We start from the raw sequence: 15,390 nt of genomic DNA on the forward strand, positions 1-15,390 counted from the left end.
GATAACTTCGTGTAAAGGTGTGCTTAAAGTATGTGTATAACTTGTGTATAACCGAAGCGCCCAAAAAGCGGCGAAAAGTTATACACACTTATACACATTCAATCAACATCTTATACACATGTTATACAGTCAGTTATCCTCATCCCTGTGGATTAATTTTTTTCTTTAAAGTTTCAATGGTGTTTTTAAGGTTTTCATCGTTGTTGATTTCTTTTTCAATTTTGTCGATGCCGTGCATAATGGTAGTATGATCACGATTTCCAAGACATTTTCCGATAGATTTCAGCGGAGTTGAGATGATTTCTCTGCATAAATACATGGCAATCTGGCGGGGGGTTACAATTTTGGAGTTACGCTTATTTCCACAGAGGTCATCCACTGTAACATCAAAATGTTCAGCAACCATGGAAATAATATAATCCGGCGTGATGACTTTCTTTTCATCAGGGGAAATAATATCCTTTAACGCCTGTTCGGCAAGTTCAAGTGTAACTTCCTTTTTTTCAAGTTTGGCAAAAGCCATCACCTTGTTGATCGCGCCTTCCAGTTCGCGGATATTGGATTTAATATTGTTTGCAATGTATTTGATTACTTCCTCGTTAATATCATATCCATCCATTTCTTCCTTCTTATGAAGAATTGCCATTCGGGTTTCGTAATCCGGCAGTGTGATATCTGCGATCAGGCCCCATTCAAATCGTGAACGGAAACGTTCTTCCAGGATTTCCATATCTTTTGGAGGTTTATCTGACGAAATAATAATCTGTTTTTTGGCACTGTGCAGGCTGTTAAAGGTATGGAAAAATTCTTCCTGTGTAGATTCCTTTCCTATAATAAACTGAATATCGTCGACAAGAAGAACATCAATGTTTCTGTATTTTTCACGAAACTTGGTCATTGCCGAGTTATTTCCATTACGGATTGTTTCGATCAGTTCGTTGGTAAACTCTTCACTGGTAACGTAAAGTACTTTGCTGTTTTCATCATGATCAATAATGAAATGAGCAATAGAATGCATCAGATGAGTTTTTCCCAGACCTGCACCGCCATAGATAAAGAGCGGATTGTAGGTATCACCCGGGGATTCGGCAACTGCAAGAGCTGCTGCCTGGGCAAATTTATTATTGCTTCCGACTACAAAGGTATCAAAAGTGTATTTTGGATTCAAATGAGCTTCCTCGCAGCGTGCATCCTGAGACTGCGCTTTTGGAGAAACTTCCTCTTTTTTCGGAACATCTTCCGGCAATATGAAATTGATGTCACAGTTTTCCATTCCGGTAACTTCACTGATCGTTACCTGAAGTGGAAGTTTGTATTTTTTACTTATATAATTGAGACCTACCTGCTCTGAAGGCACGATAATAGTGACAACATTGTCAACTACTTCGTAAACAGTAAGTGGTTTTAGCCAGGTATTAAAAGAAACATCGGACAGATCATGTTCTGTCTTGACGATTTGCAGGATTTCGTCCCATTTTTCCACAACTTTGTTCATTTTCTGGTTCTCCCGGTTCGTATTACTTCTATATTAAGTGTGTATTGATAATATTGAGTTTTCCACAAACTCTGACCGTATTCTTAAAAAAGACATAAATATCCTTATATATATTATAATAAAATGCCTGTTTTCGCAATGTATATTTGAGGGAAATGTGGAAAAAAGTTATCCCCACTTTTTATGTGGATTAGTGTGGATAACAGTGGAAAAGCCAATTCCGGTTACCATAATGTGACGTTATTCTTTTAAAAACGATAAAAAATGGGGATAATTTTATGCACAGTAAGAAAAGTAGAAATAAAAGCATTTTTTTGAAGATATGTGTAAAATAGACAGGAGAAAGTGGAAAGATATATAGGTATTCCACAAGTTATCCACAAGTTATCCACAAAATGTGGATAATATTACGTAAACCAATTATGTAATCCACAATGGCATAAAAAACCATTTAAATCTTTGTGTAAATAATACTTGACGAATCCACCCTTTATGAATATAATTGAAATGATGTTCTAATAAGTAAAGTTGGCGGGCAGGAGAGCTGTAGAATCCGGTGTCTGTCATACTTAAAAAGTTACAAAATTTAACATGGATAATAGATAAAGGAGGTGCTTTACCTATGAAAATGACATTTCAGCCAAAAAAGAGATCCAGAGCAAAAGTTCATGGTTTCAGAGCTCGTATGAGCACAAAGGGTGGTCGTAAAGTATTAGCTGCCAGAAGATTAAAAGGAAGAAAGCATTTATCAGCCTAAGAATAAGACCGCAATTATGTGGTCTTTTCTTCTCTTAAAAAAGAGATCAGGAAAGGGGATTCTATGCAAAGATCAGAGTCCTTAAAAAAAAATCAAGATTTTCAAAAAGTATACAGAAATGGAACATCAAAAGGTAATCGGTATCTGGTGATGTACGTACTGAAAAATCAGTACATGAAGAATCGTCTGGGAATATCAGTAAGTAAAAAAGTAGGGAATAGTGTGGTTCGCCACAGACTCACCAGATTGATAAGAGAAAGTTATCGGTTGAATGAAGCGGAATTTGAAAACAGTTTGGACATTGTAGTAGTTGCACGCCCACAGGCAAAGGACAGGACCTATCAAGAGATAGAGAGTGCGCTGATGCATCTGGCGGGAAAGCACTGCATAGCAGGTAAGAACAATGATAAAGAAGTTTCTGATCAGAATAATTAAACTCTATCAAAAGTATATATCACCGATGAAGAGAACAAAATGTCCTTATATTCCCACATGTTCTCAATATGGTTTAGAAGCAATCGAAAAATATGGTGCATTAAAGGGCGGTCTTCTTGCGGTATGGAGGATACTTCGCTGTAATCCTTTTTCCCACGGAGGCTATGACCCTGTACCGTAAAGACAGGAATGTACTTGAAAATTGAATATTGATCGATCGAAGGAACCTCCTGTCATTTATGGATTCTAGGAGGAAATGAACTTGGAAATGATTTTAGCGACAAAGAGCAGCACTCCTATCATTGGTCAGCTTGCGACCGTTATGGGATGGATCATGGATGGTATTTACAGATTGCTGAATATCTTTGGAATTCAGAATATCGGTATTTGTATTGTCATCTTCAGTATCCTTATTTATGCTCTTATGACCCCACTGCAGATTAAACAGCAGAAATTCTCTAAGCTGAGTGCGATCATGCAGCCGGAACTTCAGAAAATTCAAAAGAAGTACAAGGGAAAAAACAACGATACTGCTGCAATGCAGAAAATGCAGGAGGAAACACAGGCTGTATATCAGAAATACGGCGTATCTCCTACAGGAAGCTGTGTACAGCTTGCAATCCAGTTCCCTATTTTGATGGCCTTATATCAGGTAATTTATAAAATTCCGGCATATGTAGGAAGTGTAAGGGATATCCTTGCATCTGCAGTTACCAGTATTACAGGTGTAAACGGATATACAGATATCCTTCAGCAGTTTATCACAGATAATAAGATGACAAGAGTTCAGCTTATTATGGATGGAAGTAAAGCTACAAGTAATTCAGTCACAGACTTTTTGTATGCATTATCACCTTCTCAGTGGAAAACACTTGCTGAGACAAGCCAGTTTGCAGGATTTACTGATACACTGAACAGCACTGCAAAAGAGATTTCGCATGTGCAGAATTTCTTTGGTCTGAATATCGCTGATCAGCCACTGACTTATATTAAAGCAGCTTTTGTAGGTGGATCTGTTCTTCTTGCTATCGTTGCGATTCTTATCCCGATTCTTGCGTGGGCTACACAGATGATCAACTTAAAACTGATGCCTCAGGCAGCACAGCAGAGCGGCGATTCACAGCAGGATGCAATGATGAACTCCATGAAGACAATGAATATGGTAATGCCGTTGATGTCAGCAGTATTCTGTTTCACATTCCCTGTAGGTCTTGGTATTTACTGGGTAGCAAGTGCTGCAGTAAGAAGTGTGCAGCAGGTTGTTATCAATAAAAAGATGGATAAGATCCAGATTGAAGACCTGATCAGTGAGAATATGAAGAAGATGGAAAAGAAGCGTGAGAAAGCGGGACTTCCACCTCAGAAGATTACAAATCAGGCCCATCAGAGCGCCAAGAATATCAATAAGATTGAAAAAGGCAGCAGCAATACAAATGTTGAGACAAGAGCCAAGAAGGTTGAAGAAGCTTACAAAGACGCTGCGAATGCAAAACCTGGCAGCATTACTGCAAAGGCCAATCTGGTAAAAGCATTTGATGAGCGTAATAAGAAGAAGTAGTCAGGAACGGAGGGGTTGGCATGGAGGATTATATCCAGTTTTCAGCGAAAACAAAGAGTGAAGCAATTACAAAAGCATGTATCGAGCTTGGCGTATCCAGTGACCAGCTTGAGATTCAGGTAATAAGTGAAGGCAGCAACGGATTTTTCGGAATCGGAAGCAAGCCTGCAGTAATTAAGGTTCGTAAGATTGAGCCGGTTTCTGAGGAAGAAGAAATGAAGGAGATCGTAGAGACAGTGAAACTCGATTCCTTCAAAGAGGAAACCCCGGTTCAGGAAGAAAAGAAAACGGAAGCTATAAAACCGGTAAAGAAAGAAATCAAAGAGCCGAAAGCTGTTTCTGAGAAACCAAGACAGCCAAAACCTGTAAAGGAAAGGGCTGCAAAAGAAAAACAGCCGAGAGAATTCAGAGAGCCAAAAGAGAAACAAATCAGAGAAAAGACGGCTAAACCGGTAAAACCGGCAAAGCCTGTTGAGATCCTTACAGATCCGGAAGAGATTAAAGAAGTAGAAAACAGAGCAAAGGTATTCCTTCGTGATGTATTTGCGTCCATGAATCTTGGAGAAGTAGAGATTACATCTGAATATAACACAACGGACGGAAGTCTGGAAGTTGACTTTGAAGGTGAAGATATGGGAATCCTTATCGGCAAGAGAGGCCAGACTCTGGATTCTCTTCAGTATCTGACGAGTCTTGTGGTAAATAAAGGTAAATCAAATTACATTCGTGTAAAACTTGATACAGAAGATTACCGCAAGCGCCGTAAAGAAACTCTTGAGAACCTTGCAAGAGGTATTGCTTATAAAGTAAGAAAAACCCGCAAGCCGGTTATTCTTGAGCCAATGAATCCTTATGAGAGAAGAATTATCCATTCTGCTCTTCAGGGAAATAAATTCGTTGAGACAGTCAGTGAGGGTGAAGAGCCTTACCGTCATGTAGTGGTAAAATTAAAAAGAAATTAATAATATGACTGCTTCATTGCAGATATGAAAAAAGAATGTTATTCTAGGTGAAAGCGTGAATAACACGTAACTTTGCGTGTGTACTTTTGCCTGGAGTAACATTTTTATTTTACGGAAAGTCTTGTATATATACTAGAGAGATTACACACTTGCAGAAAAAAATAACAGTAGTCAGTGTGATTTTCCTGTTATGTATATAAGATGACAGAATTATTGTAACAGTCTACTGTTCCGCAGGGGCGGAACTATTATAGAACAGGCAAGTGAGGAGAAAAAAATGGAAACAACAATCGCAGCAATTTCCACAGCCATGAGTGCGTCCGGAATCGGAATCATCCGTATCAGCGGCGAGAATGCCATGGATGTGATTTCCCGTATCTACAGATCAAAAGGCGGGAAGAAAAAAATAAAAGAAGTTCCGACTCATACCATTCATTATGGATATATTTATGATGGAGAGGAACTGATTGATGAGGTTCTGGTAATGATCATGCATGCACCGAGGACTTTTACAGGAGAAGATACAGTAGAAATAGACTGTCATGGTGGTGTATATGCTATGCAGAGGGTTTTGGATACAGTGCTGAAAAATGGTGCCGAAATTGCAGAACCAGGAGAATTTACCAAACGTGCCTTCCTGAACGGACGGATGGATCTGTCCCAGGCAGAGGCTGTTATGGATGTTATACAGGCGAAAAATGAATATGCGCTTCGCAGTTCCATGGATCAGTTAAGAGGTTCTGTGCAGAAAGCAATCCGAGATATCAGAGAAAAGCTGATTTATCACATTGCATATATAGAATCGGCACTGGATGATCCGGAACATATCAGTCTGGATGGATATCCCCAGGAACTTCTGGAAGTTGTGGATAATGAACAGAAAGAAGTGAAGCGCCTGTTGAAAACTTCTTCTGACGGAAAGATGATCCAGGAGGGAATCCAGACAGTTATCCTCGGAAAACCAAATGCCGGAAAATCCTCACTGTTAAATCTTCTGATCGGAGAAAACAGGGCTATTGTGACAGATATTGCAGGAACGACCAGAGACATTCTGGAGGAATATGTCACACTTCATGGAATATCTCTGAAGATTATTGATACAGCCGGAATCCGGGAAACAAAGGATATTGTGGAAAAAATAGGGGTAGACAGAGCCAGAGAAATGGCACAGAAAGCAGATCTGATTCTTTATGTAGTGGATTCTTCTGTTCCGCTTGACGAAAATGATGAAGAAATCATGGAAATGCTTACTGGAAAAAAGGCGATTATCCTGTATAATAAAACTGATCTTCAGCCGGAAATCCAGCCGGAAATCCTGAAAGAAAAAACAGGACATCCTGTAATTCCGATTTCTGCAAAAGAAGAAAAAGGCATTACAGAACTGGAAGAACAGATTAAAGAAATGTTTTTTGGAGGAGAGATTTCCTTTAATGATGAGGTATATATTACAAATGCCCGTCATAAAGCAGCACTGGAAGAGGCTGACAGAAGCCTTGATCTGGTTAGAAACAGTATCGAAATGGGAATGCCGGAAGATTTCTTTTCTATAGATCTTATGAATGCATATGAAAATCTGGGTAAAATCCTCGGAGAGTCTGTTGGTGAAGATCTGGTAAATGAGATATTCAGCAAGTTTTGCATGGGTAAATAAAAATCAAAAAATCGCCTTCGGCGATTTTTGAAAGAATAGGATGAGCAGTTGTAAAATAAAAGGAGACAAAATGAGAACGTTAGTAGAAGATTATGATATTGTTGTAGTCGGTGCCGGTCATGCCGGATGTGAAGCAGCACTTGCGGGCGCGCGCCTGGGCCTGAATACAGTGATGTTTACTGTAAGTGTAGACAGTATCGCATTAATGCCATGTAACCCGAACGTAGGCGGCAGTTCTAAAGGCCATCTGGTAAGAGAGCTTGATGCCCTGGGCGGTGAAATGGGAAAAAATATTGACAAGACCTTTATCCAGTCCAAAATGCTTAACTGTTCCAAAGGACCTGCAGTGCACTCCTTACGTGCGCAGGCTGACAAACAGGCATACAGCAATGAAATGAGAAAAACGCTTGAAAATACACCTAATCTGACTATTAAACAGGGAGAAGTAACAAAACTTCTGGTCGAGGACGGAAAGATTACAGGGGTAAAAACATATTCCGGTGCAACTTATAACTGTAAAGCAGTGGTCCTCTGTACAGGAACTTATTTAAAAGCAAGATGTATTTACGGTGATGTAAGTAATTATACAGGACCAAACGGACTGCAGGCAGCCAACTACCTGACTGATTCTCTGAAAGAGCTGGGAATTGAAATGTTCCGTTTTAAAACAGGAACACCTGCCCGTATTGCCGGAAATACAATTGACTACAGTAAAATGGAGGAACAGTTTGGAGATGAGAGAGTTGTACCATTTTCATTCTCAACTAATCCGGAAGATGTTCAGATAGAGCAGAAATCCTGCTGGCTGACATATACAAATGAGAAAACTCATGAGATCATTCGTGCAAACCTTGACCGTTCTCCATTGTATTCCGGTATGATCGAAGGAACCGGTCCGCGTTATTGCCCGTCAATTGAAGATAAAGTAGTCCGTTTTGCAGATAAGAATCGTCATCAGGTATTTATTGAGCCGGAAGGTCTCTATACAAATGAGATGTATATTGGTGGAATGTCCAGCTCTCTGCCGGAAGATGTGCAGGAAGAAATGTATCATTCCGTACCGGGACTGGAACATGCAAAAATCGTAAAAAATGCATATGCCATTGAATATGACTGTATTAATCCACGTCAGTTATATCCTACACTGGAATTTAAGAAAATCAAAGGACTGTTCAGCGGTGGTCAGTTTAACGGAAGTTCAGGGTATGAAGAAGCAGCGGCGCAGGGACTGATCGCAGGAATTAATGCTGCTCTGGAAGTTAAAGGTCAGGAACAGCTGATTCTTGACCGTTCTGAGGCTTATATTGGTGTTCTTATTGATGATCTGGTAACAAAAGAAAACCATGAGCCATACAGAATGATGACCAGCAGAGCGGAGTACAGATTACTTCTCCGACAGGACAATGCGGATCTGAGACTTCGTAAAAAGGGATATCAGGCAGGGCTCATCAGTGAAGAGGATTATCAGAAAATCCTTACGAAAGAAGAACAGATAAAAACAGAGATCAGCAGAGTAGAACATACAAATATCGGAGCAAACAAAGAGGTTCAGACCCTTCTGGAAAGCTATAACAGCACACCGCTGAAATCCGGAACTACTCTGGCAGAACTGATCCGCCGTCCGGAACTTTCTTATGAAGCAATCAAACCACTTGATAAAGAACGTCCGGAACTGCCATGGGATGTACAGGAACAGGTTGACATTAACATCAAGTATGATGGATATATCCGCAGACAGTTAAAACAGGTAGAACAGTTTAAGAAACTGGAATCAAAGAAAATCCCGACAGATCTTGATTATGAGAAAGTTGGAAGCCTGAGAATCGAAGCACGTCAGAAACTGGAAGCATACAGACCGATTTCAATCGGACAGGCTTCCCGAATTTCAGGAGTTTCTCCTGCTGATATATCAGTTTTACTGGTGTATCTTTCCAGTACGAAATGATTAATAGAATACGTTTTAATGTACTTATAAAAACGGAAAATTGGAAAAATATTAAAATAGTACAAAAGAACATACGAAAGAACAGAATGACGGACTTTAAATGACGAATAAAAACATAAAAGCACATAAAATAACCCTGTAAGGTGTGCGAAAATAATAAAGATAGAAAAAGGAGAATAATACATGCCGTATAATCTGACGACATTGGAAAATGGATGCAGAGAACTGAGTATAGAGCTGAGCCAGAAGCAGAAAAATCAGTTTATCCAGTTTTATGAATTTCTGGTAGAAAAAAATAAGGTTATGAATCTGACAGGTATTACTGAGTTTGAGGAAGTACTTACAAAGCACTTTCTTGACAGTCTTGCATGTGTAAAAGCCATTGATATGACAAAAGTAAAAACAATTATGGACATCGGTACAGGTGCCGGATTTCCAGGTGTGCCTTTGAAAATTGCTTTTCCACATCTGGAGGCATGTCTGCTGGATTCTCTGAAAAAGAGGGTAAACTTCCTTGAGGAAAGTTTTGAGCTTCTTGGATTAGAAGGGATTAAGGCGATTCATGGAAGAGCAGAAGAGTATGCAAAAAATAAAGAGTATCGTGAGAAATATGATCTCTGTGTATCCAGGGCAGTATCAAACCTTGCAACTCTGTCAGAATATTGTCTTCCTTATGTAAAGACAGGAGGAACTTTCATTTCCTATAAATCAGGAACTGTACAGGAAGAGGCAGAAGAAGCAGAGAAAGCAATCAATATCCTCGGTGGTCAGGTGAAAGACATCACATACTTTAAATTGCCGGACTCTGAGATTGACCGATCCCTTGTCATTATAAATAAGAAAAAATCTACACCTGGAAAGTATCCGCGTAAAGCAGGAACACCATTAAAAGAACCATTGTCATAATAAATCTATGTATAGTTGTCTCATGAAATCTTCTGGCAAAAAATGCCGAGATTTCGGGACAGCTATTTTTTTCAAACAAACATCACAGAATAATCACACTTTTATCCTAATTTCATCACAACTTCATCATAAACTATTTTTATAGAGATGTCCTCGGGTTCCCCCATTCTCTGTTTCACCTGGGGACATTTTCTATATTTTATTTTGGCAAAAATTAAGAGGAGGAGAACACATTGATTGAAGTAAACAATCTGGTTAAACGATATGGTAACCATACGGCAGTTGACCACCTTTCCTTTAAAATAGAGAAAGGCAAAATCTATGGATTTCTGGGACCAAACGGTGCAGGAAAATCCACTACAATGAATATGATAACCGGATACATCGCATCCACCGAAGGAACCGTCAAAATTGACGGACACGATATCCTCGAAGAACCGGAAGCGGCAAAGAAATGTATCGGTTATCTGCCTGAACAGCCGCCGGTCTATTTTGATATGACTGTCCTGGAATACATGAAATTTGTGGCAGATCTCAAGAAAATCCCAAAAGATAAAAAAGCAAACATGATCGAAGAAGTCATGGATATGGTAAAGATTTCAGACATGAGAAACCGTCTGATAAAGAACCTGTCAAAAGGTTACAGACAGAGAGTTGGTCTTGCTGAGGCGATTATGGGGTATCCGGAGGTGATCATCCTGGATGAGCCGACAGTAGGTCTTGACCCTAAACAGATTATTGAAATCCGAACCTTAATTAAAGAATTAAAAAAGAAACATACCGTTATTCTCAGCTCGCATATACTTTCTGAAGTAAGTGCGGTATGCGATTACGTGCTGATCATTTCTCATGGAAAACTGGTAGCAAGCGATACTCCTGAGAATCTTGGAAAACTTGCAGAGGGATCTAATACTCTGGAGATGCTTATTAAAGGTGAAAAAATACAGATCAGGCAGGCTCTCGAGGGAATCGAGGGAGTCAACAGCGTAACAATGGAAAAAGATGAGAAACAGAATCTCTGGAGTGTGAAAGTTTCAACAGAGGAGCAGAATGACATTCGGGAAAAAGTATTCTACAAAATGTCGGAGATTAACAGCCCAATCTATGAGATGAAGTCCAGGAAAGTATCACTGGAGGAAATCTTCCTTGAACTTACTGCATCCGATAAACCAATATCTGCAGACGAAGTCCCAAATACACCTGAAGATAAAGATACTGATGCCGGTAAATCAAACGAGACAAACGTAAAACAGACATCAGCAGAAATACCGGAAGAACAGAATAATGATAAAGGGGGAGAGAAATAACCATGACAGCTATATATAAAAGAGAGCTGAAAAGTTACCTGACATCCATGGTAGGATATTTATTTATCTTTTTCATTCTTGTACTGACAGGTATTTATTTTTCAGCATATCAGCTTTCAGCAGCATATCCGAAATTTGAATACACCTTAAGTGCAATTACCTTTGCATTCCTGATCGGAGTACCGATTTTGACTATGCGTGTACTTGCAGAGGAAAGAAAACAGAAAACAGATCAGCTGCTTCTGACAGCACCGGTTTCTGTGAGCGGTATTGTAATAGGTAAATATCTTGCACTGGTAACTGTATTTGCTGTTCCGATGGCAGTTATGTGTACTTATCCGCTGATTATGTCCAGGTTTGGCACAGTAGAGTTTGCATCTGCATATACAGCAGTCCTGGGATTCTTTCTCCTGGGATGTGCAAATATTGCAATCGGTGTATTTATGTCAGCATTAACTGAGAGCCAGGTAATTGCAGCGGTACTCACATTTGTTTTCTTATTTGCATTTTACATGATGAATGGTATTTCTTCATTCTTCTCTCAGACATCTATGTCGACATGCGTGACATTTGGGTTATTGATCCTGGCAGCAGCCATCATTATCTATACCATGATCAAGAATATTCTGATCTCAGCAGTGATCGGTGTGATCGGAGAAGTGGCACTGATTATTATTTATGTAGTAAAATCCAGTATTTTTGAGGGCGGTATTCAGAAAGTCCTGGATGTGTTTAATCTGAGCGGACACTTTGATAATTTTACAAGTAACATCTTTGATATAAAAGGAATTGTATATTTTCTTTCTGTGATCGCAGTATGCCTGTTCCTTACAACACAGTCTATTTTGAAGAGACGCTGGAATTAGTGGGGAGGTGAAAGAAAATGAAACTGAAAGAAAAGATGAAAAATAATAAGCATAAAAAATTTGACAAAAAGAAACTGATTGGCACCATCAGTAAGAAGCATATCAAAAACGGCTCTTACACAATGGTTATGTCAGTGATATTTATTGCAGTAGTTGTAGTGCTCAACATGATCGTAAATGCGATTCCGTCCAAATATTCAGAAATTGATATCAGCAGCCAGAAACTCTACAGTATTGGTGATGATACAAAAGCAATGCTGAAAGATCTGGACAAGGACGTAACAATTTATCAGATTGCACAGAGCGGTTCTGAAGATGAGAATATTACCAATCTGCTTAAGAAATATGAAGATGAATCCAAGCATATTAAAGTAGAGCAGAAGGATCCTGTAGTAAATCCTAAATTTGTAACAGAATATACAAGTGATGATCTTTCTGCAAACAGTCTGATCGTTGTATGCGGTGACAGAAACAAAGTCATTGATTACAACAATATTTATGAGAGTACAATGGACTATCAGACCTACAGCTCTCAGACCACTGGTTTCGACGGTGAAGGTCAGATCACAAGTGCGATTGGATATGTAACATCCGAAGATCTCCCGATTCTTTATACACTCGAGGGACATGGTGAGAAGGAGATGGATTCTACTATCAAAGAAGACATCGAGAAGGCAAACATGGATATTCAGTCTCTGAATCTTCTTACAGAGGGAAGTGTTCCGGATGATGCAGACTGCCTGTTCATTGATTCCCCGTCCACAGATATTTCAGAAGATGAAAAGACTGCTATTATTGATTATCTTGAAAATGGCGGAAAGGCGATGATTTTCTCTGATTATACAACAGAAGACCTGCCAAACTTTGATGCAGTTCTGGAAAACTATGGTGTTCAGAGAGAAGCTGGAATCGTATTTGAAGGTGATAATCAGCATTATGCAATGCAGATGCCATATTATCTGGTTCCGACTATAAACAGCACAGATGCAAGCTCTGAGACTGTTTCCGGAGGATATTATGTACTTGTACCATATGCACAGGGAATCAAAAAAATGGATGATGTAAGAGATACCGTAACGATCAACAGTATCCTCACCACATCAGACCAGGCATATTCCAAGACAGATCTGAACAGTGATACTCTGGAGAAAGAAGACGGAGACGAAGCTGGCCCATTTGATCTGGGAGTAAGCATCACAGAGACTCTGGATGATGACAAAGAAACGCAGATCGTATACTATTCAACATCCAATCTGATGGAATCACAGGTAAACCAGATGGTATCCGGCGGAAATGAGAAGCTGATCATCGAATCCCTGAAGTGGATGACAGACACAGAAGACAGTGCAACCGTATCTATCCCATCCAAGAGCCTGTCTGTATCTTATCTGACACTTACAGACTATGATGCTGCATTCTGGAAGATCTGCACCATCGGTCTGATTCCTGGATTCTTCCTTGTTGTAGGGTTTGCAGTCTGGATGAAGAGGAGAAAAGCTTAAATGAAGAATAAAACTGTAAAAATGGTTCTTGCAGTTGTAGTTCTTGGTGTCTGCTGCGGGGCTTACGCAGGTGTAAAAACCTACGTAGCCCATCAGGAGCAGAAAGAATCCGAAGAAGATTCTGAAGAAAGCACAACTGTATTTACTGCATCAACAGATAACATTAAATCTCTGGATTTTATGGTTGATGATACAGAGACAACATTTGAAAAAGATGATGACAGCTGGGTAAAGAAAGACGAAACAGATTTTCCGGTAAATCAGACTACTCTGGACAGTGCAGCATCTGCTATTGCATCTGTCGATTCAGACAGAGTTCTGGAGGACGTAGATGATCTTTCAGAATATGGTCTGGACTCTCCGTCAAACACGATTAAGATTGTAACAAAATCTGATGAGGAAGATGGCGATGACATAACAACTACACTGTATGTGGGAGATGAAAATTCCTCCACCAGTCAGTATTATGTAAGAAAAGATGATGATGAGAAGACAGTATACCTGATAGATTCTTCCTGCGTAGAGCCGTTTACCAAATCATTGAATGATTATGCGCAGATGGAAGATTTCCCTGCAATTTCCAATACAGATACCATTACAAAAATTTCTGTAGACGGCGATAATTCCTATGAATTATCAAAAGACGAAGATACAAGTACCTGGTCAGTAAAAGGCAGCGAGGATGAAGAAAAAGCAGACTCAGCTACCGTAAGTTCTCTGGTATCCTCATTCGGAAGCATGGCATATAGTTCACTTGCAGATTATAAATGCGACGACAAGAGCAAATATGGTCTGGATAAACCATATGCAACAATCACAGTAGATTATCAGGAAGAAGTTGCTGATGATGACACTGATGGAGACACACAAGATGATACGACAGCTTCCGGTGAGGCGGCAGATGAAGATGCTTCATCTGTGGAAGAAAACAGTGACGATGCTGAACAGGATACAGAATCAGACGAAAGTGTAAGTGAAACTACGGATGAAACATCTGAGGCTGAAGATACTGACGGTGAAGAAGCAGAAGATGAAACATCAGAAAACTCAGACAGTGCATCAGACAATGAGGATTCTTCGGAAGAAGAAACTAAGATGGCAGATAAGCAGCTTACAATTCTTGTTGGAAATGAAACAGATGACAGCAGCAGATATGTCATGGTAAATGACAGCAATGAAGTCTATACGATGTCAACGGATACTCTGTCCGCGCTCACTGATAAATCAGAAGAAGACTTCTGGGATATGACAGTAAGTTATGTATCTTTAAACAGCCTCGGAAGCCTCAAAGTAAATTATCAGGGCAGTGATTATAAAGTAAATGTTTCACGTGAAACATCCACAGATGATGATGGAAACGATACAGAAACAGTTACCTATAAACTGAATGGTTCTGATCTGGATGAAACAACATTTACAACATTCTACAATAAACTGATCAACATGACGGCTCAGAAACGTCTGACAGATAAATATGAACCTGACGGTGATGCAGAACTGACAGCTACATTTACAGAAGAAGACGGTGATATACAGGAAGTTGCATACTATAGCTACGATACAAACTATTATGCAGCAGTGGTGGATAATAAAGTATATCTCGTAAATAAGATGAATGTAAAAGAACTGTTCACAGCATTTGAATCAGTTGTTGGAACAGAAGAAGATAGTTCAGATAAGACAGATTCAGACGAAGCAACAACAGATGATACTAAATCAGATTCAACAGATATGCCAGGTGAGAGCATAGAAGAGTCCGATGACAGTACATCTGAAACAGCCGGCATAACAAACGATTCTGATACATCCGAAGAGGAGAATACAGATTCTCAGGAAACGGACAGTACAGAAGAGTAAAAGAATAAACGAATCTATAAAAAAGTGAGGCAGGCATATAGAATTTCTTCCATATGCCTGCCTCACTTTTTGTTGTTAGGGCAAAGCCCTGTTTGCCATTGTGGAGTTTTTCGCTGATCCGAAAAACGGAGCTTTGGAAAACAAATAAA

The 15,390-nt window shown here is 39.5% G+C and carries 13 protein-coding genes; 12 read left to right on the forward strand and 1 reads right to left on the reverse strand.

The window, feature by feature from the left end; translation table 11 throughout:
* Positions 1-139 precede the first annotated feature (139 nt).
* Positions 140-1,495: a chromosomal replication initiator protein DnaA gene (gene dnaA / locus I4V44_RS14490; RefSeq protein ID WP_008708003.1), complete on the reverse strand. Its 1,356-nt coding sequence runs from the start codon at positions 1,493-1,495 to the stop codon at positions 140-142.
* Between the two features lie 622 nt (positions 1,496-2,117).
* Here dnaA and rpmH point away from each other — a divergent pair.
* The 12 genes from rpmH (at position 2,118) to I4V44_RS14550 (ending at position 15,241) form a co-directional block, all read left to right on the forward strand.
* Positions 2,118-2,252 (forward strand): 50S ribosomal protein L34, encoded by a 135-nt coding sequence (gene rpmH / locus I4V44_RS14495; protein WP_008708004.1) that lies wholly within the window; start codon positions 2,118-2,120, stop codon positions 2,250-2,252.
* A gap of 63 nt (positions 2,253-2,315) precedes the next feature.
* Entirely contained in the window at positions 2,316-2,687 is a 372-nt protein-coding gene (gene rnpA / locus I4V44_RS14500; protein WP_008708005.1) for a ribonuclease P protein component, read from the forward strand.
* On the forward strand, positions 2,656-2,868 hold the full coding sequence (gene yidD, locus I4V44_RS14505; RefSeq protein ID WP_008708006.1) for a membrane protein insertion efficiency factor YidD: 213 nt from the start codon (positions 2,656-2,658) through the stop codon (positions 2,866-2,868). The genes rnpA and yidD overlap by 32 nt, the downstream gene beginning before the upstream one ends.
* A gap of 87 nt (positions 2,869-2,955) precedes the next feature.
* Positions 2,956-4,245 (forward strand): YidC/Oxa1 family membrane protein insertase, encoded by a 1,290-nt coding sequence (locus I4V44_RS14510; RefSeq protein WP_118593311.1) that lies wholly within the window; start codon positions 2,956-2,958, stop codon positions 4,243-4,245.
* A 20-nt stretch (positions 4,246-4,265) separates the two neighbouring features.
* Positions 4,266-5,207 (forward strand): RNA-binding cell elongation regulator Jag/EloR, encoded by a 942-nt coding sequence (gene jag, locus I4V44_RS14515; protein WP_118610384.1) that lies wholly within the window; start codon positions 4,266-4,268, stop codon positions 5,205-5,207.
* A 277-nt stretch (positions 5,208-5,484) separates the two neighbouring features.
* A complete protein-coding gene (gene mnmE / locus I4V44_RS14520; RefSeq protein WP_196002874.1) occupies positions 5,485-6,858 on the forward strand; it encodes a tRNA uridine-5-carboxymethylaminomethyl(34) synthesis GTPase MnmE in 1,374 nt (457 codons plus the stop codon).
* 70 nt (positions 6,859-6,928) lie between these two features.
* Complete coding sequence (gene mnmG, locus I4V44_RS14525; RefSeq protein ID WP_120062270.1) at positions 6,929-8,803, forward strand: tRNA uridine-5-carboxymethylaminomethyl(34) synthesis enzyme MnmG; 1,875 nt, start codon at positions 6,929-6,931, stop codon at positions 8,801-8,803.
* A 183-nt stretch (positions 8,804-8,986) separates the two neighbouring features.
* A complete protein-coding gene (gene rsmG, locus I4V44_RS14530) occupies positions 8,987-9,709 on the forward strand; it encodes a 16S rRNA (guanine(527)-N(7))-methyltransferase RsmG (RefSeq protein WP_118569594.1) in 723 nt (240 codons plus the stop codon).
* Between the two features lie 233 nt (positions 9,710-9,942).
* On the forward strand, positions 9,943-11,016 hold the full coding sequence (locus I4V44_RS14535) for an ABC transporter ATP-binding protein (RefSeq protein WP_118587942.1): 1,074 nt from the start codon (positions 9,943-9,945) through the stop codon (positions 11,014-11,016).
* A gap of 2 nt (positions 11,017-11,018) precedes the next feature.
* Positions 11,019-11,882 (forward strand): ABC transporter permease subunit, encoded by an 864-nt coding sequence (locus tag I4V44_RS14540; protein WP_025578455.1) that lies wholly within the window; start codon positions 11,019-11,021, stop codon positions 11,880-11,882.
* 17 nt (positions 11,883-11,899) lie between these two features.
* The gene (locus I4V44_RS14545) at positions 11,900-13,384 is read left to right on the forward strand and encodes a GldG family protein (protein ID WP_055200605.1); all 1,485 of its coding nucleotides are present in this window, start codon (positions 11,900-11,902) and stop codon (positions 13,382-13,384) included.
* Entirely contained in the window at positions 13,385-15,241 is a 1,857-nt protein-coding gene (locus tag I4V44_RS14550) for a DUF4340 domain-containing protein (protein WP_243097796.1), read from the forward strand. It abuts the gene before it with no gap.
* Positions 15,242-15,390 lie beyond the last annotated feature (149 nt).

The sequence above is a fragment of the Blautia sp. 1001283B150304_161114_C9 genome (assembly GCF_015668165.1).
In the GTDB taxonomy this organism is placed as follows: domain Bacteria; phylum Bacillota; class Clostridia; order Lachnospirales; family Lachnospiraceae; genus Blautia_A; species Blautia_A wexlerae.

Coding starts and splice junctions, on each gene's coding strand:
- dnaA (WP_008708003.1), bottom strand. CDS start 1,495: ATGAACAAAGTTGTGGAAAAATGGGACGAAATCCTGCAAATCGTCAAG.
- rpmH (WP_008708004.1), top strand. CDS start 2,118: ATGAAAATGACATTTCAGCCAAAAAAGAGATCCAGAGCAAAAGTTCAT.
- rnpA (WP_008708005.1), top strand. CDS start 2,316: ATGCAAAGATCAGAGTCCTTAAAAAAAAATCAAGATTTTCAAAAAGTA.
- yidD (WP_008708006.1), top strand. CDS start 2,656: ATGATAAAGAAGTTTCTGATCAGAATAATTAAACTCTATCAAAAGTAT.
- I4V44_RS14510 (WP_118593311.1), top strand. CDS start 2,956: ATGATTTTAGCGACAAAGAGCAGCACTCCTATCATTGGTCAGCTTGCG.
- jag (WP_118610384.1), top strand. CDS start 4,266: ATGGAGGATTATATCCAGTTTTCAGCGAAAACAAAGAGTGAAGCAATT.
- mnmE (WP_196002874.1), top strand. CDS start 5,485: ATGGAAACAACAATCGCAGCAATTTCCACAGCCATGAGTGCGTCCGGA.
- mnmG (WP_120062270.1), top strand. CDS start 6,929: ATGAGAACGTTAGTAGAAGATTATGATATTGTTGTAGTCGGTGCCGGT.
- rsmG (WP_118569594.1), top strand. CDS start 8,987: ATGCCGTATAATCTGACGACATTGGAAAATGGATGCAGAGAACTGAGT.
- I4V44_RS14540 (WP_025578455.1), top strand. CDS start 11,019: ATGACAGCTATATATAAAAGAGAGCTGAAAAGTTACCTGACATCCATG.
- I4V44_RS14545 (WP_055200605.1), top strand. CDS start 11,900: ATGAAACTGAAAGAAAAGATGAAAAATAATAAGCATAAAAAATTTGAC.
- I4V44_RS14550 (WP_243097796.1), top strand. CDS start 13,385: ATGAAGAATAAAACTGTAAAAATGGTTCTTGCAGTTGTAGTTCTTGGT.